This window comes from Priestia megaterium (assembly GCF_023824195.1).
Lineage (GTDB): Bacteria > Bacillota > Bacilli > Bacillales > Bacillaceae_H > Priestia > Priestia megaterium_D.
The window spans coordinates 4181580-4206413 of sequence record NZ_CP085442.1; the positions used below are offsets into that span (position 1 = coordinate 4181580).

Genomic DNA, 24834 nt, shown 5'->3' on the forward strand with positions numbered 1-24834 from the left:
AATACATCTGTTTCCCTTTTGTAAAATCAATTTTTTTCAAGTTTTTCACAGACTTTATCTCTTTCAAAGAACAAAACGTTCTGGTTTTGACTTTTTTTTAGATTTAAGCCTAAAATTCACTGAAAAAAGCTATTTAACTACAAGTCTACACTAAGATGTACACCGAGAAAAGCGAAACTTACCTAGAACAAATATTACATTTCCATTTCACAGCACCGGAGAAGAAAATCATATGTATGCAGAATACTTGCATGTGATTATACAATGTACAAGGGCTATTTTGCCAGTCTCAACTCATCTATTTCCTTTAATTAACACTTATAAAAAATAATTACTGCTTGCTCTTTTTATAAGGTTTAAATGCGTATCCTTCTTCTAAATCAATAATACCTTTTTGATCATCACTCAATTTACTTGCAATAGCTGGGTAATGAACAATTTTATCAGAGAAGTTGCTAATTTTCCCGCTTACTTCACGCGTATCATTCATAAATACCTCGATGTGAAGAGGTTCTGATTTTGTCGGCGCATAGTAAATCTCAGAAATAGCCCCTTTTATACTCTTAGGCGTTTTAGCTAATTCTTGAACCATGCTTTGTATAGCGTCTCCATCTTTCCAGTCAATTAGCAACGGAGCGTCGGATGACACTTTCTTAGCACTCACTTCTTTTAAAACTTTTCCATTTTCATTCACAGGGAAATATTTATTCCCCGAGGTTACATATGCAATTCTTGCGTACTCTTTTACGTCGATTACGACCTTATTAGGAAATGTTTTGTGAATGACAGCTTCCTTTACCTCAGGGTTTTTTTCGACTTTTTCTTGAATTTGATCAGCATCAGCTTTCCAGTAGCTGGTTTTTTTGGACAGACCACTCGCTTTGACAATATCCTTATCACTTACATGTTTATTCCCTTGTACTTCAATGTTAGAAACATTACTCAGAGAAGATTGAGAATATACAATAAATAAAATAAGGATGAAAAAGAGTGATAAATACAAAATAAGCCGTCTATTTGCTTTTTGCTTTCGCTGTTCTTGCAGCTTCGGTACACGATCTTCTAAAACAATTAACTTACCTTTTTCCATTTTTTTCACCCTTATCCATTTGAGAAAATAAACGAGGAATTACCATCTATTTATTTCCAATCTTTGCTTCATGAGAATATCCCCATTATAGCATAGAATAAACACATAAAAGCTACCTTTTCACGCATAACCATACAGCGACGGGCTGAGTAATTAGCGACCGATAATCTCAACTTCTGTATGAATATCAATATCGAATTTCTCTTTAATTGTTTTCTTAACGTGAGCAATTAAATTCAGCACGTCTGAAGCCGTTGCATCTCCTGTGTTGACAATGAAGTTCGCATGCTGCTCACTAATTTGCGCACCGCCTACTGAAAAACCTTTTAAGTTGGACTTTTCAATTAAGTCTCCTGCATAATTTGGAAGCGGATTTCTAAAAATACTTCCTGCACAAGGGAAATTCCAAGGCTGTGTTTCGCGGCGATAGTCTTTATTTTTCTGCATGACCGCCACAATATCATCTTTCGTTCCCTTTTTCAAACGCAGCACGGCTTCTACACATACTCCAGGACGGTCTTTTTGTAGAATTGAATGACGATACGAAAATTGAAGCTCTTCATTTGTCAGCCACTCCAGAGTGCCATCTTCAAATAAAATCAGCGCTTTTTCGACTACATGAGACATATCAGAACCATGGGCACCTGCATTCATATAAACGGCGCCTCCCACAGATCCAGGAATTCCACTTGAAAACTCCAATCCAGACAGACCTTGTTTTGTAATAACTGTTGCAAGCTTGATGCTAGGGTATCCCCCACCTACAGTAACCGTCTCTCCATCTACTGTTAAATCATCTAATCCGGCTCCGAGCTTAATGACCACACCTTCAATTCCCTTATCAGAAACAAGAAGATTAGACCCTCGACCAATCGCTCTCCATTTCACGCCGTGTTTTTTAATGATATCCATTGTAACTTTTAAGTGATCAACAGAATCAGGTTCTACAAGCACATCTGCTGGACCACCAATTTTCATTGTTGTATGTTTTGCTAGCGGTTCATTTTCACGAACCTTTCCAATATTCGCTTCGACTAACTCTTTTACTAACGCTTCCATAAGAACCTCCTAAAACCCTCTTTGCTGTTATAAAACTTTCATGTCAATGCGCCCTTACTTCTAATGCATAAGAATAATAAGAACAGATTCATAACTAAGCAGCAGCACCTTGTAAGATAACTTTTTTCTACGAAGGCACTCTATTCTGTTGTCAATTTCATCATTTTTATTTATCGTATGACATTCACCCATAGAATGTACGTTCATCTGCTATATAAAGTAATTTTGATTGTTTTTTTATCGTTTTTCATTTAGAAGTTAAACACATGCTGACAGTCATAAAAAAACGCTACGCTCATAAGTGCACATACGTTCACCTAATCACTAAGATAAAATATTTAACCTTACACATCATACCATAGTTGGACTCAAATTTGGTTATCACAACATTACATTTTAAAAACATTTCATACAAAAATATCATCTACCTGTAAAAAATCGAAAATAAACCGCCAACAAAATCCGGCTTGCACTTGGATTTAAGATGACGGTTTACTTCAGTAGACCATTGCCTACTTGACATTATACAATTTTTTTCAATTAATAGCGAGAATATCTACTAACATTTAACAAAACTCCAACTGCTGCCAGCATGAGCGTCAGCGATGATCCGCCGTAACTTAAAAATGGAAGCGTAATTCCCGTAACAGGCATAAGACCTGTTACCACGCCTATATTAATCATGACTTGAATCGCGACCATTGAAATAATTCCTAAGGCTAAAAACGTTCCGTAAAGATCAGGTGCTCCGAGCGCTACTTTAATTCCTCTCCAAAGCAATAAGCTAAACAAAAGCAGAACAAGCGTTCCACCGATGAAACCGAGCTCTTCTGCTAGAATAGCAAAAATAAAATCAGTTTGAGGCTCCGGCAGATAAAAGAACTTTTGTCTACTTTGCCCTAACCCTAATCCAAGCAATCCCCCCGGCCCAATTGCATAAAGAGATTGAATGATTTGAAACCCGCTTCCAAGCGGATCTTCCCAAGGATTTAAAAATGAGGTGATGCGTTTAATCCGATAAGGAGCCGATAAAACAAGCCCTACAAAACCGGCAACGCCAAGCAATCCCAGACCTGCAAAGTGACTTACTTTTGCTCCTGAAACAAAAATCATGACTAAACAAGTTCCAACAAGGACCGTTCCAGTTCCTAAATCCGGCTGCATCATAATAATGCCAAATGGTAAGAAAACCAGCAATAATGCCGGTAACATTCCTTTTCTAAAGGATGTAATTTTCTTCTGGTTTTCTGATAAATATTTCGCTAAAAATATAATCATAGCAAACTTCATAAATTCTGAAGGCTGAATCGAAAACGCTCCAACTCCTATCCAACTTTGCGACCCATTCCGTACTAGCCCTACTCCCGGAATCAATACAAGTACCAGCATAACAAAGCAAATGATTACAATTGGCTTCGCCCACGTACGCCACATCCAATAATCAATATTCATGATGACAAACATCGCGCATACTCCAAGCCCTGCAAATAAGAGCTGGCGTTTAGCAAAGAAAAAAGAATCATTAAACTTGTATGTAGCCCATACCGCACTTGCGCTGTATACCATAATAAGGCCGATGGTTAGCAAGGAAAGCGTAACGATTATGAGAAAAAAATCTGGGGTAGACCTTTTTGTCGACACTGTCACACACCTCTAAAAATAGATTAGGGCTAGTGTATTTTCTAGGTGTTTAGACAAGCCCTTATTTCAGTTTATGCACAGATTCAATAAAGATGTCACCACGTTCTTCAAAAGTTTTAAATTGATCCCAGCTTGCACAAGCAGGAGATAATAAAATAACATCTTCTTCATCTGAACAAGCATATGCTTCTGAAACTGCTTGTTTAACATTATCGACACGTTTTACAATTTGTATTCCCGCTTCTTTTGATACGCGTTCAATTTTAGGAGCCGTTTCACCAAACGTAATAACAGCTTTCACATTTTTAAACTCTTCTTTTAAATCATCAAACTCATTGCCGCGATCGAGTCCACCTGCAAGTAGAATCGTCGGCTGCGAAAAAGCGGAAAGAGCTACTTTTGTAGCAAGCATATTCGTAGCTTTAGAGTCATTATAAAACTTACGTTTGTTGATTGTTGTGACGTATTGAACGCGGTGTTTAACACCAGCAAACGTTGTGAGCACGCGGTAGATAGCTTCATTTGAACAGCCATACAGCTTCACAACGGATACAGCTGCTAAAATGTTTTCTTGATTATGTTTGCCTGGCAGCACCACATCTTTTAACGACATCACTTCTTCATCTTTAAAGAAAATCGTTTCGTTTTTAATATACGCTCCTTCTGTCGTTTGAGCTGTAACAGAAAAAGGTACTTTTGTGGCTTTAACATCTGCACTAGCTTTCATCACTAGCTCATCATCCGCATTAATAACGGCAAAGTCTTCACTTGTTTGATTGTTAAAGAGATTTGCTTTTGCTTTGATATATTCCTCTTTTGTGCCATGATAGTCTAAGTGAGCATCAAACAAATTCAATAATAAAGAGATTTTCGGACGGAATTTTTCAATTCCCATCAGCTGAAAAGAAGAAAGCTCCGTTACAATTACATTGTCCTTTGTTGCTTTTTGCGCCACTTCACAAGCTACTGTTCCAATATTTCCAGCAATCAACGGCTGCTTTTGATCTTCTTCTAACATTTTATAAATTAGCGTTGTTGTTGTTGTCTTCCCATTGCTTCCCGTAATTCCGATAAAAGGCGCTTCGCTAATTTCATAAGCTAATTCTACCTCTGTTAAAATCGGAATATTTCGCTTTAATGCTTCTTGCAATAGAACATTTGAATACGGAATCCCAGGGTTTTTTACAATAACATCCGCTTTGTCTAAAAGCTCAAGCGGATGATGTCCACAGACAACTTCAATGCCCGTTTTTTCTAATTCCTGTGCTGCTACGTTCTCTTCGTACGGTTTTTGATCATTAACGACTACTTTAGCACCAAGCTGTTTAACTAACTGAGCGGCTGCTAAACCGCTCTTGGCTAATCCTAAAATAAGTACTTGTTTACCTTGATACGTATTGACTGATTTCATTTAAATCCACACCTCGATATAAATTCCAAGCATTGCAAATAATAGTCCTACAGCCCAAAAAGTCATAACTACGCGCCATTCCGACCAGCCGCTTAGCTCGTAATGGTGATGAAGCGGGCTCATTTTAAACACACGTTTTCCTGTTGTTTTGAAAGATGCGACTTGAATAATAACCGATAATGTTTCAATGACAAACACACCACCGATAATAACAAGCAAGAATTCCATTTTCATTAAGACAGCCACCGTAGCGATAGCTCCTCCTAGCGCTAAAGAACCCGTATCTCCCATAAATACTTTTGCAGGATGGGCATTAAAAACTAAAAACCCTAACACAGCTCCTACTACAGCAACTGAGAAAATAGATAGTTCAAACTGCTCTGCATTCCAGGCAAGAACTGCAAATGCACCAAAAGCAATCGCACTTGTACCAGATACAAGTCCGTCTAATCCATCCGTTAAGTTGACCGCATTTGAAAAACCAACAAGCCAGATGATGAGGAAAACAACATAAAACCAACCTAAATCGATTGGGTCTTTAATTCCTGGAATCATCACTTCAGTTGAAAACTCAAACTGTCTTGCAATAAAGTAAAAAATAATTGAAATGACAACCTGACCTAAAAACTTTTGTTTAGATGTTAATCCAAGGTTACGCTTTAACACTACTTTTATAAAATCATCTAAAAATCCTAATAAACCAAATCCGATTGTGACAAATAATAATAGAACCGTCTTATATGTAAGTTCTGCATATTGATTGACCATAATAAGAGTTGCCACAATAATAGATAATAAAATCATGATACCGCCCATTGTAGGTGTACCTGATTTTTTCTGGTGAGATTTCGGGCCTTCATCACGAATACTTTGACCAAACTTTAATCTTCTTAAGAAGGGAATAAAAATCGGCGACAATACAACCGTAATCAAAAAGGCTACGCCGATTGTCAATAAAATTGATTGTTCTAGCACGATGTCCCCTCCTTAACTTCCAACTCATTCCGACTCATTTTGTTCTCTACCCATTTCATTACTACTTTCGCTCCTCAATCATTTTGCGTGCTACTTCTCGATCGTCAAAATCGAATACTTTTTTACCAATAATTTGATAGGTCTCGTGCCCTTTTCCAGCAATGACAATAACATCATCTTCATGCGCTGCTTCCACTGCATAGCGAATAGCTTCTGCACGATCAGCAATCGTCACATAGTTACCTGTATCCAAACCTTCTTCCATATCTTTTAAAATAGCCAATGGATCTTCACTTCGTGGATTATCAGATGTCAAAATAGCTTGTGTACTGTATTCAGCTGCAATCCGAGCCATGATTGGTCGTTTTGTACGATCTCGATCTCCGCCACAACCAACAATAACATATATATTGCGTTTTGCGAATTCTTTTACAGTTTTTAACACGTTCTCTAAGCTGTCCGGCGTGTGGGCATAATCAACGATAACCGTAAAATCTTGCTCCGCATCAACCACTTCAAAACGCCCAGACACGCCTTCTAACACTTTTATTTCCTCGACAATAACTGACAGAGGAATACCTGATACTAAACATGAAGCCGTAGCCGCTAACACGTTGTAGACGCTGAATTTCCCAATAAGCTTCATTTCTACACGAACCGTTTCTGTTGGTGTTGTCAAGTCGAACGTTGTGCCGCTGTTTGTAATTTGAATATTTGTTGCACGAATATCACTGTCACGGTCAATGCCATAGGTAATCACTGTAGCAGCCGTGTTCTTAATATATTCCTCGGTTGCCGCATCATCGGCATTAAGAACAGCAAATTTAGGACGATTATGGTTATAAGCGTTTCCTAACTGTGCAAATAGCAACCCTTTCGCACGACGATAATCTTCCATTGTATGATGATAGTCCAGGTGATCTTGCGTTAAGTTACTAAATACCGCCACGTCAAAGTCGCACCCGTGTACGCGTCCTAAGTCAAGTGCATGAGATGATACTTCCATCATCGCTACTTCTACATTCTCCTCCACCATTTGATGAAATGTTTTTTGGAGCGTCAGCGATTCAGGCGTTGTGTTTTTTACATCATAAGACGTATCACCAATACGAATTTCAATCGTTCCAATTAGACCCGTCTTTTTATGCTGTGATTTAAAGATATGCTCAATTAAATGTGTAATCGTTGTTTTTCCATTTGTGCCTGTTACACCAATTAAATGCATTTTTTGTGTGGGCTGATTGTAGAAAGCATCCGCTAGCACTGCCATTGCTCGCTTTGTACTCTTCACGCGTACAACAGGCACTTCTACATCCACAGCCTTTTCTGCTAAGATTGCTACTGCCCCTTTTTCCACAGCCATCTGTGCAAAGCTATGGCCATCAACCGTATAGCCGTCTATACAAATGAACAATGCTCCGGGCTTAACTTCTCTTGAATCCATTTCAATTGACGTAATATCAATATTCTGTTCAGGAAGCTGAACAAAATCATGTAAATGTGTTAGTAGTTCTCGTAAATCCATTCCTACCATGTCCTCTCTATTTGTAAAGTGAAACGTTTGTTATAAGACGCTATGGCAACTATTCTTCTTTTTCTAGCACCTAACCTATTACATTTTACAGAAAAAGAAGCCCGGAGGGAACACCCCCAAGGCTTATTTGTTGATTTCATGTTCACAAGCAGAGAAACCTGCTGATTATCATGCAAGGAAGAATAGTGGTTTATAGAGATTTTTATTTTCCCATATAAATTCTAACCGTTTCGCCTTCTTTAACTTTCGTTCCGGCTGCAGGAGACTGCTTGACCACTTTATCTCCTTCGCCACTCACATCTAATTTTAAATTAAGTAGCTGTTCTTGTAACTCTTTTTTTGACATTCCTACGACATTTGGTACTTTTATCATTGGTGTGTCCAGCCATGTTAACTCTTTTTCAATTTGTCCTTTACGCGGTTTAACCTCCATCACACGCAAACTGTCTTCAATCATTTTACCTACAATCGGAGCTGCTACAACTCCACCAAACTGAATGGTGCCTTTTGGATTATCAACCGCAACATACACGACAATTTCAGGGTTATCTGCTGGTGCAACACCGATAAAAGAAACGATGTGATTATTTTTCAAATACTTTCCATTTTGAGCTTTTTGCGCAGTACCCGTCTTTCCTCCAACGCGGTACCCTTCCACAAAAGCTCCTTTTCCGCTTCCTTGTGCTACTACACTTTCAAGCGCAAAACGCACTTGCTTAGACGTTTCCTCGGAAATAACTTTTCGCTTAGCAACCGGCTTATGACTGCTTACAACTTTTCCGGTAGTTGGATCCACCCACTCTTTTGCGATATACGGTTCATAAAGCGTTCCACCGTTTACGGCTGCGGAAACAGCAGCTACTTGTTGAATAGGCGTAACAGCAACCCCTTGCCCAAAAGCTGTTGTAGCTTGTTCAACCGGCCCTACGCGATCAAGCGGGAACAAAATTCCTTTTGCTTCCCCTTGTAAATCAATACCTGTTTTTTGACCAAAGCCAAATTCTTTAATGTATTTGAACAATTTCTCTTTTCCTAAACGTTCCCCAAGCTCCACAAAACCAGGGTTACATGAGTTCTGTACAACTTCTAAAAAAGACTGCTGTCCATGTCCGCCTTTTTTCCAGCAGCGAAGTCTCGCTCCTCCAACTTCCGCGGCTCCATCATCGTAAAATTGATCTTTTAGTAAATCCACTTTCTTTTCTTCAAGAGCAGCTGCCAGTGTAATAATCTTAAACGTTGATCCGGGCTCATATACGCTCCAGATTGGAAGATTGCGATTATACACCTCAGGCTTCACATTTTTAAAATCCGTAGGATCAAAGCCCGGACGACTTGACATACCTAAAATTTCACCGTTTTTAGGATTCATAGCAATGGCAATCATACCATCTGGATTATAAGCTGTCTGAGCATTATCCAACTCACGCTCCATGATCGTTTGCACACGTGAATCAATGGTCAATCTCAAATCCAGCCCGTCCACAGGTGCTGTGTAGTCATCGGCTATATTTGGCATCTTTTTACCTTTAGCATCAGAATACAATTTAACTGAACCTTTTTGTCCTTTTAGCTCTTTATCATAATATAATTCAAGGCCTGTTAACCCTTGATTATCTACTCCCGCAAAGCCTAATACATGCGACAAATAACTCCCAAATGGATAGTACCGCTTCGAATCCTCAGCTATATATACGCCTTTTAAATTTAAATTTCGCACTTCATTTGCTTTCGCATGTGAAATTTTTCTTCCTTCAGGACGCAAATATACGCTAGAAGAAGCTTTTGTTATTTGTTCATATACTTTTTCTTTTGATGCTCCCAGCACTTTTGCTAACTTTTCAGCCGTAACAGCTGGATTTTCAACTTGTCTTGGCATAACTAAAACGGTCGGTGCACTTTTATTTGTAGCAAGTGCCACATCATTGCGATCTAGTATCTTTCCTCTTTCAGGTTCAAACGGAATATTCCGACTCCATAAGTCTTTGGCTTTTTCAGTTAGCGTATCCCCAGTCAGCAACTGTACATATCCAAGCCTTGTATCAATAATCAAAAACACAATAAAACCGACAAACAAAACAATGGCTAGCCTTTTACGAACTGTGACTCCTGATACCCGCATATATTAGAACCTCCTCTGAATCGGCTCGTTCCAATATATGCTTGTACAGGATTCACTAGAACTTATTTTCTAGTCAAGTTGCTTATCGTCTTTTTTACTATCAGACTCACTTTTTTCCGTTTCTTTTAACTTATTTAACGTGCTTGAAAACTCTTTAGGCGTTTCAAGTTCCACTTTCAGGTACGTTCCTGCTTTTAGCGGATCGCCTGCTTTAATACTTTGACTTACAACATAACCATTTTCAAGTGCGCTAGGTCGAACGTTGACAAATTCACTAAAGCGAATAACATCACGATGTGAAAAACCTGTTAAATCAGGCATTGTGGCTTTTCCATTTGTCTTAATAAACACGCGTTGACCAGTGACAATGGTATCAGAAGTCGGTGATTGGCTTTCTACCGTATCTCCTTTACCTATTACAACAGGAACAAGTCCTTTTTGTTTTAAGTCTTTCACGGCACTATCAACTGATTCATTAACGTAAGATTTAAGCGTAATTTCTGAATCTACTTTTTTATCTTCTGTTTTCTTTCCGTCTTCGTCTGTTTTTTCAGGCTCCACCCCTAAGTACTGCAGGCTGTTTTTCATCACCGGATTAAATACGGCTGTAAGCGGCGCAGTACCCGTCTCTTGAGGCGTGAGAGTTGGATTTTTAACGGCCACATAGACAAGCAGCTTTGGATCTTTAGCAGGTGCAAAGCCCATAAAGGAAATGAAATTTTTCCCGTGTCCATGCAAGTAGCCTCCGTTAGGACCAGGAATTTGAGCTGTTCCCGTCTTTCCAGCGACATCGTATCCTTCAATCGCGTAAGGTTTCCCTGTTCCGTCATCAGAAGAAACAACGGTTTCTAAAATATCTAGCGTTTCGTTCGCTGCTTTTTTAGATATAGGGTGTCCTACTACGGTAGGTTTTGTTTTCTTAATCGTTTTTTTATTTGTTTCATCGACTACTTGTTTAATCACATAAGGCTTCATCATTTTTCCGTCATTTGCAATAGCAGTAGCCGCTTGAATTTCTTGAATAGGTGTAAAAGCAGACGCCTGTCCAAACGCAGTGGTTACTCGATCTCTCGGGTACTTCGTCACTAACTTGCTAGAAGCTTCGTTTGGCAAGTCAATTCCCGTTTTATCCATAAAGCCAAACTTGTCCAAGTATTTATACAAACGGTCGGTACCTAATTTTTCGTTGGCTAAAATGGCAACCGCTACATTTGAAGACCTTTGAATTCCTTCATTAAATGTAATAGCTCCCCAGCCGACCCCACCGTTGTGGTCGTTAATCGGAACGCTGGTTTTCGTTACTTTATAAGATCCGGACTGATAGCGGTCTTCGCCGTTATAGACTCCTGCATCAATCGCCGCCGCTAGCGTAAAGATTTTCATCGTTGAACCAAGTTCATAGCTGTTTTCGACAAACGGATTACGATAAGACGTGATATCACGAATATTTGGGTCAAATGAAGGGCGGTTTGACATCGCCAAAATTTCACCGGTTTTCGGATTCACTACCGTTGCCATTAGCTCTTCTGGTTTATATTCTTTAGCAGCAGCTGTCATTGCATCCTCTAAAAACGTTTGAATTTTTTCATCAATCGTAAGCGTGACGCTGTCTCCATTTTTCGGAGCTACAATTGACTCTTTTGGATCCGGAAGCTTAATTCCATTTTTAGCAGCTTCGTATTTTACATATCCATCTTCTTCAGAAAGCTGCTTATCAAATACTTTTTCAATTCCCATTTTCCCTACGATTTTACCCGTATCATCTTTTTGCGCATATCCTAAAATACTTGAGGCGAATACACCGTTTGGATAGAAGCGCTTCGAATCGCGTAAAAACGTGATGCCTGGGAGATTTAGTTTCTCAATTTTTTGCTTTAGCACGTTATCAATGTCACGGCCCCCGGGACCAAGTTCGACTTGGAAGGTACCACGTTTAATTCCTCCCGTTAACATGCTTTCAATTTTCGATTCGTCCATATTTAATAATGGGGCTAATTTTTTAGCCGTCTTTTCAGGGTCTATTACGTGCTGCGGGTGATCTTTGTCTTTTGTTTGTTTTTTATCTAAAATCGCCACAACCGTATAAGCACCCGTGTCTTGGGCGATTGCTTCTCCGTTTCGATCGTAAATCGTACCGCGCTGTCCTTCAATTTTAGACGTTCGCGTATGCTGTTTTTGTGCAATTTCGGCTAAAGCTTCTCCGTCTGCTTTGCCCGTCGCTTGGATGTAAAAGAACCTGATGGCTAATACAAAAAAGAGCAATGCAAATATTAAAATTAATATTGCTGCTCCTGTACTAATATTGCTATTTTTTCTTGGCGTAGTCATCGCAATTAATCGTTAACGACTTTTACGTTATTTTCATTCAATTTTAGTCCAAGTTCTTTTGCTTTTGTCCAAATACGATCGTATGCACTTAACTCTGTTACCTGTAGTTTTAACTCATTGTTTTTTGCTTCTTGCTTGTCAATCTTTCCATCGAGTGATTGCACTTCTTCACTGATGCTATAAAGGGAAGATTGATTTGAAATGATTTGCACAGACCCAAACAGCATGAGTGCGACAAATCCAGAATACACAATTTTTTCACCAACCGTGATTTTTCTTTTTGTCTTCCGAATAACTTGACGTACCGTCTTTTGCTGCTTCTGCTGCTGATCTTGCTCTCTTACTTTGTATGCTACATTGTTCATTCTCGTCCCCTCCTCTTTGATTAAACCCTTTAATTAAACTAATTTCTCAACAATTCTAAGCTTTGCCGAACGCGCTCGCTTATTTTCTTCTATCTCTTCTTCTGAAGGTAAAATAGGTTTTCTTGTAATAACTTTCATTTTAGGTTTAAATTCTTCTGGAATAACCGGCAGTCCATGCGGAAGCTGCGGAACCGTGCTTGCATTTTTAAACGCTACTTTACAAATTCGGTCTTCAAGTGAGTGGAAGGTAATAACACTTACACGTCCACCTTTTTTTATCACATCCATAGCCTGTTCAATTGCATCTTCAAATACTTGAAGCTCATCATTTACAGCAATTCGAATAGCCTGGAAAATTCGTTTTGCCGGATGTCCACCCGTTCGTCTAGCTGGTGCTGGAATACCATCTTTAATAAGATCAACCAGCTCTAGCGTTGTTTCAATTGGTTTAGACTCTCGATATGCTTCAATTTTGCGGGCAATTTGTTTCGAAAACTTTTCTTCTCCGTACTGGAAAAAGATCTTCACAAGTTTTTCATAAGGCCATTCATTTACTACGTTGTACGCAGAAAACATTGAGTTTTGATCCATGCGCATATCAAGCGGGGCATCATGGTGAAAGCTGAACCCTCGCTCTGGTGTATCCAACTGAGGAGACGAGACGCCGAGGTCAAACAATACTCCGTCTACTTCTTCAATTCCGTGTTTCATTAGCTGCTCTTTTAAATAGCGAAAATTACTTTTGATTAGAATAACTCTGTCTAGATACGGGGCTAATTTCTCTTTTGCATTTGCAAGAGCGACATCGTCTTGATCAAACGCAATTAATTTCCCTTTTTCTGATAGCTGTTTTACGATATATTCACTATGACCTGCTCCGCCAAGCGTGCAGTCGACATATACTCCATCCGGCTTAATATTTAAGCCTTCCGCTGCTTCTTTAAGCAAAACAGTTGTGTGATTAAACATTATGACACCTACTTCTTTCTAAACTACTTAGTTATGTATACAAAAAGCAAAAAACGGTGTTTTTCTTTGATATATATACACGTTTATATTATATATCAAAGTTCAACATTATTTCAGCTATTTATATAAGAATTAAGTAGAATTTTGTCTTTTTGTCACAAAAAGTGTCATTTTGTTAAAAGTAGGACATATTCGTAGAATAAAATGTAAGGAATATAAGGTTTTTTTGTGCAATTAGAAATAAATACCTTATAAGGATTCAATTGGTTGACATTCACCTTGTAGACTTTTTCTCTTTTCCAAAATAAAAATCCTGCTTTTCAGCAGGATTTTATTAGACATAACAGACTTTTAACTGGTGATTTAATTCGACTTCAGCACTTAGTAAATCTGACACAAATTGCATACCATAACCGTTTAAATAATACATAATATTCCACATGCGTTCTTGTGGAGCATTGTAGGGACGAAGAGCAAGTTCAATTTGAGCATATTTTGAATGCTTCACATCGTGCTTAATTAGCTGTTTGGATTCGACAATCTTTTGAATGGTTTCAAACTGCTTTTGAATAATCGCTCGATTTTTAAGCATGACTTCATCAAATGTTTTGTCTTCTTTTTGAATATTTTCACGAAGAGTTTTATGAATTTTTTCGAAATCTTCTTTCGCTTTTTCAAAATACATTTCGTATGGGTTGTGAACTTCTGTCTTAAGCCAGTGCTCCCTCTCTGCATCTACGCCTTCGTTCACTACGTTCGAAAGGTCTAACTGAAGTTCATCCATATACTTCTCAATATGTCTTTCTACGATTGCATAGGATAACCTAGGGACCACGGGAGGCATTTTAAAGCTAAATAAAGAAAATGCTTTTTCAAGTTCTGCCCAATACGCTACTTCCCCGGGACCTGCAATAAACGCAAGGGTAGGAAGTAAGTACTCCTGCATAAGGGGTCTAGTCACAACGTTGTTACTAAGAAGCTCAGGCGTTTGTTTAGCAATTTGAACCAGCTCTTCTTTAGAAAGCGCGAGTTCATTTTGCTTTCCAACAAACTGCTCTTGTTCTGCATCTCTTTCTAAAAGTACTCTGTTTTCGTTGTGTGAATAAAAGAGATGAGCAGTTTCTTCTCCCACTTCAATCATTCGTCCGTATTGTTTTTTAATCTCTTTTTGCTGTTCCATAACGGCTGACGATAATTTGTCATTTTGTTCAATTAACGTCACAAAGAAAGAAGATTCAATGCTGCGCACTTCTTTAGAAGCTGCATCCATTAAAATAAGACCTGACTCTGCGAACATTGTGGTAACCAAATGAGCAAAGAAATCGACATAGGTACGTGATTTATCTAACGCCTCTAAAACAAAGTGTAATACCTGATTTGTATGCGCCGTTTCGTTAAACGTTTGAAATACATCACGAACCCAGCTTCTACAGGCTTCATGGTCTAGTTCGATTTGAGAAACCATTTGCTTTTTCTTTAAAGAATGCTTTAACGTTTTCTTTAAAAGCTGGTTTTTACGCTCTGTGTATACATGGTTGATCTCAGCAAAATCATGATCTTCTCCAGCAATCCAAAATACCGGAAGCACGGGCACATTTAAAGCTTCCTCTTGTTGTTTAGCTAGCAGCACAATTGAAATCACTTTATGAATGGTGTACAAAGGACCTGTAAGCAGCCCCGCTTGCTGACCTCCAACGACCACTACGCTGTTAGGACCTTTTAGCTTTTCAATATTTTCAATCGTCTTAGAAGATGCTCCGTAGCGCTTATTAAAATCAAGCAGATACTCAGCAAGCTGTTCTCTTGGATAAGACTGCTTTTGAACATCCGCTAAACGTTTTTCATATACGTCTTTTTCGTGTATATTATAATGAAAAAAGGAAAGTGCTTGCTTTTCACCTTTTATGTAATCGTTCGTTAGTTTGTTTCCCGCCTTTAAAGAGACGTCTGTAATCTCCATGAAAGAACTTCCTTTCTTTTCCTAATACTTATATTCTCTACATATAGCTTCATTATCCATAATGTAACTGCTCACGTCTAGTAACATGCTTTACAGAGAGGAAATACGAAAAGCGATTCCACCTATATTTAATACAATATGTGCAATAAGAAACAAAACGAAATTCATCCGAAAGAACCCTTTCGCAATAAGCTTCATTTCTAAGTCATGTTTGACTTTCCAATGTACAAACATCATAATCATTGCTACAACTAAAAGGACTAACGCAATCAACCACAAAAAAGAGTGCCCGAAAATTTCCACAGCTGCATAATGTACGGACAAAATAAGAAAAACCGTAGTAATGTACGTTGCTATATGGACAGATTTCCTTTTATTTTTCGTCAGTTTGCGTAAAAGCATGTATAGAATAAAAAAACCAACGAGCGGCAGAGTGACAAACGTCGCAAAAACTCCAGCAATAAAACTTCCCATGTTAATCACCCTTTTCTTCTTCGATTCCTTTTATTGACCCATATAAAAAGTCAACAATAGGCGTCGACGTTCTTTTTTCAGCAGCTTGTGTTTGAATATAACCTAAAATAGCATCAATTTCTGTTTGCCGCCCCTCCTGTATATCTTTTAGCATAGAAGATTGATTTGTACTCGTGCGCGAACAAACCCCCAGCGCATTTTCCCAATAATTAAAAGCTGAATCCAGTTTTAACACATCCGCAATCTCTTCAAACAATAGACGCATCGTTTTATAAAAGTAGCTGTTGTGAATCAGCTGCCCATTTTTCACCCGATACAGCGCCGTAAGAGGATTGATGAGCGCATTTACAACTAATTTCTTCACCAGCATCGCATACCAATCTTTTTCAATCACCCAAGGAAAATTCACAATTGGTAAGATAGACTCCATTTCGCCTCTGTACGAAGCAATACGGGTTGTTCCTATTCCTGTATGATGGACGCTATCCATATTTGTACGCATTGCCCCGTGCTCAACTGTACCCAAATAGAGAGTGCGTTGCGGGAGGTTTTTGAGAATTTCAATATGGCTCATACCGTTTTGGATAAACAAAAGGGGAGTATGTATAGTAAGGGTTTTGATAAAAGGAATAATCTCTTTTAAATGATACTGTTTTACAGTAATAATGATTAAATCTGCTTCTTTTATGTTTTTTTCCAGAGGGATAGCACTGACTTTTTTAGTGTGATGTTCCCCTTGTCTATGTAAGGTAATTCCATTTTCGTTAATACACTTTGCTTGAGTTTTTGTTTTCGTGTACAAGGTTACATCATAACAATCTGATAAATACGCGCTAAACAACAGACCTAATGATCCGCCTCCAATAATACCTATAGTTTTCATCGTATTTTTTGTTCCTCTTTCTATTATTGAGTTTCATTTTAGCAAAAAAATGCTTTGAATTAAATGCATTCTTTAAATTTTACCTATTCATATAGCCCGTGTGATTAAAAATCACCGGGCTTATTGTAAATTATTTAGAGTGATCCCGTTTTTTTCTATTATACGGGATACACCGGATGTTTACGACGGCTAAAGGTCACATTCTTTGTTTCATATAATCGAAAGCGGTCAATTAAAGTTCGACGCAGTTCGTTAGCAGGAACGATGTCGTCAATAATAAGTTCAGAAGCCAGCGTATAGATATCGATGTGTTCTTTATACTCCTGCTGTTTCTGTTTAACAAACATAAACCGCTCTTTCGGATCTTCAATTTCATTAATTTTATTAGAATAGACGGCATTTACTGCAGCTTCAGGACCCATTACGGCAATTTGAGCAGTAGGCAATGCAAGGCAGCAATCCGGTTCAAAAGCTGGACCAGCCATAGCGTAAAGCCCTGCGCCATAAGCTTTACGCATGACTACGGAAATTTTAGGAACTGTAGCTGAACTCATCGCTGCAATCAATTTTGCTCCATGTCTAATGATGCCTGCTCTTTCTACTTTAGTCCCAATCATAAATCCAGGTACATCCGCTAAAAATAGCAAAGGAATATGGAAGGCATCGCACAGTTGAATAAATTTTGCTCCTTTATCTGCTGAATCTACAAACAGCACTCCTCCTTTGACCTTCGGCTGATTGGCGATAATCCCTACTACTTTTCCATCTATTCGTGCAAGCCCTGTTACCAATTCGGCGGCAAACAGTTTTTTCACTTCAAAGAAGCTCCCTTCGTCAATAAGGGTATCAATTGCTTCATAGATATCAAACGGAACATTTTGATTCTCCGGAATTAGTTCTACTAAATCCTTTGTCTGCTTAGGCTCTTTAGCTTCTTGTACTTTAGGCTTCTCTTGATAGTTTTGCGGAAAGTACGTTAAATAAGATTTGGCATACGAAATAGCTTCTTCTTCAGAATAAGCTAACACATCTCCACACCCGCTAACGCTGCAGTGCATATGTGCTCCTCCCATTTCCTCTAGCGTAACCTTTTCCCCAATAACAGCTTCGGCCATACGCGGCGAACCCAAGTACATAGAAGCGTTTCCATCTACCATCACAACAATATCACAAAATGCAGGGATATAAGCCCCTCCAGCTGCTGACGGACCGAAGAGCAAACAAATTTGAGGAATGACGCCGGAAAGTTTTACTTGATTGTGAAAGATCCGTCCAGCTCCTCGGCGGTTTGGAAACATATCTAATTGATCCGTAATACGCGCTCCCGCAGAATCCACTAGGTACAGCAAAGGCACATGCAGTTTTTCTGCTACTTCTTGAATCCGAATAATTTTCTCTACTGTTCTAGACCCCCAAGACCCTGCTTTTACAGTAGAGTCATTAGCCATTACACAAACCGTTTCACCGTTTACTTTTCCAATTGCGGTTACAACACCGTCTGCCGGCAACCCTTCGGCTTTATTATTTGCAAACATGCCGTCTTCTTCATATTTCCCGTCATCAAATAAAAGAGCTAAACGATCTCTTACAAAAAGCTTCTGTTGTTTTGCAAGTTTCTCTTTATACTTCTCCGCGTTGCCACGCTCTACTTTTTGACGATTTTCATCATATTTTTTCTGAGATTCACCTGTATGTATCATGATATCTCTCCTTTATGAGTTATGAAATAGTCACCAAAACGTCGCCTTCGTTAACAAAATCCCCTACCGCTATATGGACAGTCTCTGCAATACCAGCTTGATCGCTTTCAATAGGAATTTCCATTTTCATAGATTCTAATACAACAACAACTTCTCCTTTGGCTACACTTGCACCTTGTTGAACAAACACATTAAATACCATGCCTGCCATTGTCGCTTTGATTTCACTCATTGTGGTGCTCCTCCTTTATTTAATACTGTTGATAATAACGATGTGTTATAGGTGCCTTTTTCATATAACTCTTCATTTAACAACTGCTTAAATAGAGGAATATTCGTTTTGATTCCCTCTACGACAGCTTCTGTAAAATATGATTTAGCTAGTTCAATTGCATTTGAACGCGTACGACCAGTAATGATAACTTTTGCAATCATTGGATCATAAAAAGGTGTAACCGCATTCATATCACTGTAGCCGCTATCTACGCGCGCATAGGTTCGCTCCGGCAAGTGATAACCCGTAATTTTTCCCGGAGCCGGTAAAAAAGTAAACGGATCTTCTGCATAAATTCGAAATTCAATGGCGTAGTTATTTGCTGCTATTTCCTCTTGCACACGAGGAAGCTTTTCTCCGCGCGCAGCTAAGATCTGCCACTTAACTAAATCAACCCCTGCAATTTGCTCGGTGATCGGATGCTCAACTTGCAGCCGCGTGTTCATTTCAAGAAAATAAAAATTTTCGTCTTCATCCACAATAAACTCCACCGTACCTGCATTATAATATCCGATTGCTTTAGCCGCTTGAACGGCTTGGTTTTGCATGGCTTGTCGCGTACTTTCTTTTAAAGAAAGCGCAGGGGCTTCTTCAATCACCTTTTGATTTCTTCTTTGTACAGAACAATCGCGTTCAAAAAGATGAACGACATTACCATGCTGATCTCCAAACACCTGTACTTCGATATGTTTTGCGTTTTTGATAAGCTTTTCAATAAACATTCCTTCATGACCAAAATATGCTTTTGCTCTTGCTTTTGTTGAGGCATACACTTGTTTTACTGCTTCTTCGTTATCGCAGCGCACCATCCCAATTCCTCCGCCGCCTCCGCTTGCTTTTAACATAACGGGATATCCAATTACGCCGGCTACTTTACAAGCCTCTTCAACTGACGTCACATCGCCTTCGCTGCCGGGGACAACAGGTACACCCGCTTCTTTCATCGCGGCACGAGCAGCAATTTTGTCGCCCATCATCGAAATGATTTCGGGAGAAGGACCGATAAAACAAAAACCTTCATCAATCGCTCTTTTAGCAAATGCACTATTTTCCGATAAAAATCCATATCCAGGATGAATGGCATCTACTTTTTCTTCATGACTAATTCGCAGCAGCTCTTCTACATTCAAATATGATTTTTGCACAGGAGGCTCTCCAATTCGACGTGCTTTTGTAGCCGCTTGAACATAAGGAAGTTCTGCATCTGCATCGGAATAGACAGCCACCGTTTCAATGCCCATTTGTTTGCATGTATAAATAATACGAAGAGCAATTTCTCCTCGATTTGCAATCAGTATTTTTTTCACCTTTCTCTCCCCTTTCCTCAAATTTCTACTTTCCCCCATATAATTCTACAATAATTTTAAAACTCCTCTACATTTTTTGAAAACGCTTTCCATTTGAACCTCCCTTTCCCTTTGCTTCCTTTCTAAAAAGTGATGCTTATAGTAATGTATTCTTCGTATTTAACTGAAAGAATTCATTTTTCTTTATGCGCATTGAATATTCGTTCACCAATCACGAAAACAGAATATTTTGTATTTTTGTTATATAATATTAGATGAACGAACCAAGCCAGTTCGTTCATCTAGCAAGGAGACATAACAAGGGGGATATGGGATGAATTACGAAGTGAAGCATTTAAAAATTAATTTTAAAACGCTAGAAGAGTTCAAGAAATTCAAAGAATATGGCATTCAAGAACTTTCAATGCTAGAAGAATTACATGCTAAGATTTCCGATAATGAAATAAATTCTCCGTTTTACGGCATTTATTTTGGAAATAGCTTAGTGGCTCGCATGAGTCTCTATAAGCGAAACAAACAGTACGATCAATATTTTGAGCCGCCTCAAACGTATGTTGAAGTATGGAAACTTGAAGTGCTCAGCGATTTTCAGCGCAAAGGATTAGGTCAAACGCTCGTTGAATATGCCAAATCCTTTCAATTACCTATCAAAACAAGCCCACGAGTAAAATCGAGTGATTTTTGGTCAAAAATGGGGTTCGTACCTGTAACGTATGATATCGATCGTGATTTGGGAGAAAACCCTCTTATTTGGCTACCAAACGGTGTAAGCGAACAAAAATAAACAGCTGATTTCCAGCTGTTTATTTTATATCTATGTGGTATATATGATCAACATGAAGTAGGGAGCATTCAAACTATCGCTTTACTTTTGAACTTTTTCTAAATTTAAATTTTTATCCACTTGAAATTTCACTTTTCTACTTTTTTCATCCTCTTTTAATACAACCATTTTACGAGCCCTCTCCATAATTTCAATAAGAGCTTTATAGTCATCTTCCACAATTAACAAGTTGTTTTGCAAAGCTTTTTTTTCTTTTTCCAAAATCGTTACTTTCTCTTGTAAACGTTCAATCTTTTGCTGCAGTTCTTCATTAGCTTCGAGAAGCTCCGACGAGTGTTTTTGCCCTTGATCTACATTTTCTAAATACTTAATTACCTCATTAAGCGAAATATGTTTCTCTGCTTCCATATATGATAAGCGTGCAGGCTGCTCGTCATCTTTTGAAACAGTTCTTGCTTTTAATTCTTTTCTCTGTTTTTTCGCAAGATCAATACCAGTCTTGTATTGTTTGCGCACAAAAGAATTCCAGCGGAAGCCACAAGCTGCTGATGTTCGTGTAAGTTTCTTCCCCACTTCTTCAAATGCAGCTAGCTGAGTGCCACCTTCACGTATATGACGCAGTACAATTTCTGCGAGTAATAAATCTTCATCATGAGTCCATGCATCTTGACGAGAAGAAGTCATTTTTCTATCCCTCCTTATCCGTACTTATTAAATGAATATGCACCTACTAGATAAGATAGACTATTGTTCCTCTTCTCAATCAAGAAAATCTTTCATATACTTTGAAGCAAAATGAGAAATTCGTGATTCTTTCATCTTTCGCTTATTAACTATATTGCTATGGAAATGCAGTTCATAACTATGTTTTTTTAACGATGACCTTTTGAACCGCTTCTTCATGCTCAGGCGACTCCCACAATATCGAACAGCGATGAATTTCTTGTTCCATCCGATTCCAAACCCGGCTTTGCTCCCATTTCTCAATAGCGATTTCTTTGTAAGCTTGCAATACCTGGGTCGGTTTATGAGTGATAGGCGCTAACCACTCCTCACACCTCATAGTTAGTTCTTTAAACGACGTGACATAGGAAAGAAACCCAATTTGCTTTGCTCGTTCTACTCCATACAGCTGAGCACTGTAGATCATTTCCATCGCTTCTTGATAACGCAGCTTTTCAAGAAGAATGGTTCCTCCTCCCCAGCCTGTTGTAATTCCTAAATCCCCTTGAATAAAGCCCATTTCGCTATGTGTTGCACTTATACGGAAGTCACATGCAATCGCAAGCTCACATCCTCCTCCAACCGATGTTCCATTCAAAAGGGCAACTGTTGGTTTTGGGAGTGTTAAGATTTCATAGAGAATTTTCCCCATTTTCGTTAACATTTGAGACGCCTCTTTCGAAGTCTTTAGCTCATGAAATACGCTTAAATCTCCTCCACTGCAAAATGCGTCTGAACCAGCACCTGTAATTACAAAAGCTTTTACTAACTGATTATGTTTCACATAACCTACAGCTTGCTGCAGTTCATTCATAACATCATAATCAATAGCATTACGCTTTTCAGGACGATTAATCACAAACGTAGCAATGCCTTGGCTTGTAGTAAACAGCTCGCTTTTTTTCATGCTTTTTCCTCCTTATAGACAAGGTATGAATCTTTTTACAACAGTAATTGTTTATTTAAAAAGAGTTCTTGTTCTATAAGAAAAATCCTTCTCTTCCAAAGGGCAGAGAAGGAAAAAAGGCAAAAAAAAATAAAAGACCCTTTAAGAGGGTCTTTTATTTAAATAAGCAATTATTTGCTTACTACGTCATTTCCTTTGTAAGTACCACAAGCTTTACATACGCGGTGTGATAGTTTCATTTCACCACAATTTGGGCACTCTACCATACCAGGAACTTGTAATTTAAAGTGCGTACGACGCGTTCTTTTCTTCATTTTAGATGTTCTTCTAAAAGGTACAGCCATTATTCCCACCTCCTTAAAAGAATTTTAAAATCATATGAAGGCCCGAAAGCCGGATCTTCGCATTTTTATTTCTTTTTGTCTTTAAAGAAATTTTCGAGTACGGCTAAGCGGGGATCTACTTTTTCCTGCTGTTCTTCTTCGGTAACAACTTCCCAGTCTTTTCCTGACTGTGGAGCTGCTCCTGCCGCTTGCTGATTTTCACTAAATACCTGCAGAGGAATTTCAACAATAATTAACTCTTGAATCAAAGGTTGTAAATCAACCGTTTCTCCCTCTACAATGCGTACTTCAGCATCTTCTTCATAATCAGCATTCACATTCAATAAAAACGTTTCAGTTGCGTTAATTTCAAACGGATACGGAACGTCAACTAATGTACGAGCACAAGGCAACGTCATTTCTCCTGAAATTTTAAGGTGAAACGTTACTTTCGAAGAGCTAATGTCGGCTCTTCCTTTCACGTTTACATCTGACATTCTACGAATTTGAGGATCAGCATTCATAAACTCTTTGCCGTCAATCACTTCGTCAAATGTTAGACCTTTATTTTGCAACTGATACAATTGATGTATTGTCCATTTCATTGTTAATCACCTCAAGGCAACAAAGGTTATTATAGCTTTCACAAGATTATTTGTCAATATTTTTTCTTTACACTATAATGTACTTAAATATGCTTTTTTGTAAAAATTTCTTACTTTCATAAAAAAATGTTTTTAAAACAAAGAGCTAGACTAAAAATAATAAATTAAAAGGAGACATTATGCAAGCAGTTGGAATAATTGTCGAATATAATCCTTTTCATAACGGACACGCTTATCATTTGCAGCAAGCGAAACAACAAACCGGAGCAGATTGTGTGATTGCTGTGATGAGCGGGCACTTTTTGCAGCGCGGAGAGCCTGCTCTTGTATCGAAATGGTCCCGCACAAGAATGGCTTTAGCCGCTGGTGCAGACTTAGTCGTTGAATTACCCTATGCTTTTTCTACTCAAAAAGCTGAAACATTCGCAAGCGGCGCTATTTCTATTTTAGAATCCCTTCACGCTGACTTTGTATGCTTTGGCAGCGAAAATGGCAATATTGACTCATTTACCCGCACCGCTGATTTGCTCGAAGCTCATGAATCAGAACTATCCGCTTTAATTCAACAAGAGATGAAAAAAGGAAACAGTTATCCAAAAGCAGCTTCCAATGCTTTCTTACAGCTTTTCACGGAGGCTCCTATTGATCTATCTCAGCCAAATAATGTGCTTGGAATGAGCTATGTAGCTGCCATTAAAAAACAGCATGCATCTATTAAACCATATACAATCACTCGAATTCAATCACATTATCACGATGATTCCCTGTCTTCCTCTTTTATTTCAAGCGCTACAAGCATACGTAAAGCTATTTTTGACAGCAGCAGCCATGGGGACCTGAGCAAGCACATGCCAGTTAGTACGGCAAACGAATTAGCAGCTTACAAGCAAGCACACGGACAGTTTCATCATTGGGAGCATTATTTCCCATTTTTGAAATACAAATTATTAACTACTCCGCTTTATGACTTACAGCGTATTTATGAAATAGAAGAAGGTATTGAACATCGGCTGCTATCTTATATTTCTTCATCTACTTCATTTGAAGATTTTTTAACAAATGTTAAAACGAAGCGATATACGAGAACCCGTTTACAGCGCATGTTCGTTCACCTTTTAACCAATACAACAAAAAGTGAGATGCAACAAGCTGATCCTTATATTCGCTTATTGGGAATGTCAAAGACAGGACAAACCTATTTAAAAACAATTAAGAAAAAGCTGTCCCTTCCTATTGTATCCACTGTATCGCAATGTAAACTAAAAGAAATTGATACCGATATTAAAGCGACACATGTTTATAGTATGCCGTTTCAGGAGCCTTTGCGCTCTCAGTTTATGAAACAAGAATATACGCAGCCCCCTATCCTTTGGCCATAAAAAAATCGTCTGCAAGAGACGATT

General features: G+C 38.5%; 22 protein-coding genes. 2 read left to right on the plus strand and 20 right to left on the minus strand.

The features are described from left to right. Window positions 1-331: 331 nt before the first annotated feature. From LIS78_RS21670 to LIS78_RS21745, 16 genes are all read right to left on the minus strand, one after another. Window positions 332-1090 (minus strand): cell division protein FtsQ/DivIB, encoded by a 759-nt coding sequence (locus LIS78_RS21670; RefSeq protein ID WP_016765445.1) that lies wholly within the window; start codon window positions 1088-1090, stop codon window positions 332-334. 153 nt (window positions 1091-1243) lie between these two features. Next, complete coding sequence (gene murB, locus LIS78_RS21675; protein ID WP_013058958.1) at window positions 1244-2149, minus strand: UDP-N-acetylmuramate dehydrogenase; 906 nt, start codon at window positions 2147-2149, stop codon at window positions 1244-1246. A 540-nt stretch (window positions 2150-2689) separates the two neighbouring features. Beyond that, window positions 2690-3790, minus strand: coding sequence for a stage V sporulation protein E (gene spoVE, locus LIS78_RS21680; protein ID WP_013058959.1), 1101 nt, complete (start codon window positions 3788-3790; stop codon window positions 2690-2692). Between the two features lie 61 nt (window positions 3791-3851). Beyond that, window positions 3852-5201 carry a UDP-N-acetylmuramoyl-L-alanine--D-glutamate ligase gene (gene murD, locus LIS78_RS21685; protein WP_209150631.1) on the minus strand — a complete coding sequence of 450 codons (1350 nt, stop codon included), beginning with the start codon at window positions 5199-5201 and terminating at the stop codon, window positions 3852-3854. Continuing rightward, on the minus strand, window positions 5202-6176 hold the full coding sequence (mraY, locus tag LIS78_RS21690; protein ID WP_252284336.1) for a phospho-N-acetylmuramoyl-pentapeptide-transferase: 975 nt from the start codon (window positions 6174-6176) through the stop codon (window positions 5202-5204). A gap of 61 nt (window positions 6177-6237) precedes the next feature. Beyond that, a complete protein-coding gene (locus LIS78_RS21695) occupies window positions 6238-7701 on the minus strand; it encodes a UDP-N-acetylmuramoyl-L-alanyl-D-glutamate--2,6-diaminopimelate ligase (protein WP_252284337.1) in 1464 nt (487 codons plus the stop codon). Window positions 7702-7912: 211 nt separating this feature from the next. Then, window positions 7913-9829, minus strand: a complete 1917-nt coding sequence (locus tag LIS78_RS21700) for a stage V sporulation protein D (protein WP_252284338.1) — start codon at window positions 9827-9829, stop codon at window positions 7913-7915. Window positions 9830-9898: 69 nt separating this feature from the next. Beyond that, the gene (locus LIS78_RS21705) at window positions 9899-12157 is read right to left on the minus strand and encodes a penicillin-binding protein (RefSeq protein WP_252284339.1); all 2259 of its coding nucleotides are present in this window, start codon (window positions 12155-12157) and stop codon (window positions 9899-9901) included. Between the two features lie 5 nt (window positions 12158-12162). Continuing rightward, the gene (gene ftsL, locus LIS78_RS21710) at window positions 12163-12522 is read right to left on the minus strand and encodes a cell division protein FtsL (protein ID WP_252284340.1); all 360 of its coding nucleotides are present in this window, start codon (window positions 12520-12522) and stop codon (window positions 12163-12165) included. A gap of 33 nt (window positions 12523-12555) precedes the next feature. Then, entirely contained in the window at window positions 12556-13491 is a 936-nt protein-coding gene (rsmH, locus tag LIS78_RS21715) for a 16S rRNA (cytosine(1402)-N(4))-methyltransferase RsmH (RefSeq protein ID WP_116076265.1), read from the minus strand. A gap of 334 nt (window positions 13492-13825) precedes the next feature. After that, window positions 13826-15451, minus strand: a complete 1626-nt coding sequence (gene bshC / locus LIS78_RS21720; RefSeq protein WP_252284341.1) for a bacillithiol biosynthesis cysteine-adding enzyme BshC — start codon at window positions 15449-15451, stop codon at window positions 13826-13828. 90 nt (window positions 15452-15541) lie between these two features. After that, the gene (locus LIS78_RS21725; protein ID WP_013058968.1) at window positions 15542-15925 is read right to left on the minus strand and encodes a DUF3397 domain-containing protein; all 384 of its coding nucleotides are present in this window, start codon (window positions 15923-15925) and stop codon (window positions 15542-15544) included. A gap of 1 nt (window position 15926) precedes the next feature. Then, window positions 15927-16808, minus strand: a complete 882-nt coding sequence (locus tag LIS78_RS21730) for a 2-dehydropantoate 2-reductase (RefSeq protein WP_195781962.1) — start codon at window positions 16806-16808, stop codon at window positions 15927-15929. 158 nt (window positions 16809-16966) lie between these two features. Next, window positions 16967-18508, minus strand: a complete 1542-nt coding sequence (locus LIS78_RS21735; RefSeq protein WP_252284342.1) for an acyl-CoA carboxylase subunit beta — start codon at window positions 18506-18508, stop codon at window positions 16967-16969. A gap of 19 nt (window positions 18509-18527) precedes the next feature. After that, window positions 18528-18740: a biotin/lipoyl-containing protein gene (locus tag LIS78_RS21740; protein ID WP_013058971.1), complete on the minus strand. Its 213-nt coding sequence runs from the start codon at window positions 18738-18740 to the stop codon at window positions 18528-18530. After that, the gene (locus tag LIS78_RS21745) at window positions 18737-20089 is read right to left on the minus strand and encodes an acetyl-CoA carboxylase biotin carboxylase subunit (RefSeq protein WP_252284343.1); all 1353 of its coding nucleotides are present in this window, start codon (window positions 20087-20089) and stop codon (window positions 18737-18739) included. The genes LIS78_RS21740 and LIS78_RS21745 overlap by 4 nt, the downstream gene beginning before the upstream one ends. A gap of 313 nt (window positions 20090-20402) precedes the next feature. Here LIS78_RS21745 and LIS78_RS21750 point away from each other — a divergent pair, with 313 nt between their 5' ends. After that, window positions 20403-20873 (plus strand): N-acetyltransferase, encoded by a 471-nt coding sequence (locus LIS78_RS21750; RefSeq protein WP_195781959.1) that lies wholly within the window; start codon window positions 20403-20405, stop codon window positions 20871-20873. A gap of 81 nt (window positions 20874-20954) precedes the next feature. On the opposite strand, the gene LIS78_RS21755 is transcribed toward LIS78_RS21750, so the two are convergent. The 4 genes from LIS78_RS21755 to LIS78_RS21770 form a co-directional block, all read right to left on the minus strand. Beyond that, window positions 20955-21557: an RsfA family transcriptional regulator gene (locus LIS78_RS21755; protein ID WP_028411482.1), complete on the minus strand. Its 603-nt coding sequence runs from the start codon at window positions 21555-21557 to the stop codon at window positions 20955-20957. A gap of 178 nt (window positions 21558-21735) precedes the next feature. Beyond that, on the minus strand, window positions 21736-22503 hold the full coding sequence (locus LIS78_RS21760) for an enoyl-CoA hydratase/isomerase family protein (protein ID WP_252284344.1): 768 nt from the start codon (window positions 22501-22503) through the stop codon (window positions 21736-21738). Between the two features lie 170 nt (window positions 22504-22673). Then, window positions 22674-22847 carry a 50S ribosomal protein L32 gene (rpmF, locus tag LIS78_RS21765; protein ID WP_013058976.1) on the minus strand — a complete coding sequence of 58 codons (174 nt, stop codon included), beginning with the start codon at window positions 22845-22847 and terminating at the stop codon, window positions 22674-22676. Window positions 22848-22912: 65 nt separating this feature from the next. Beyond that, entirely contained in the window at window positions 22913-23431 is a 519-nt protein-coding gene (locus LIS78_RS21770) for a YceD family protein (RefSeq protein ID WP_014458367.1), read from the minus strand. A 179-nt stretch (window positions 23432-23610) separates the two neighbouring features. Between LIS78_RS21770 and LIS78_RS21775 the strand changes: the two genes are divergently transcribed. Further along, window positions 23611-24810, plus strand: a complete 1200-nt coding sequence (locus LIS78_RS21775) for a nucleotidyltransferase (RefSeq protein WP_252284345.1) — start codon at window positions 23611-23613, stop codon at window positions 24808-24810. Window positions 24811-24834 lie beyond the last annotated feature (24 nt).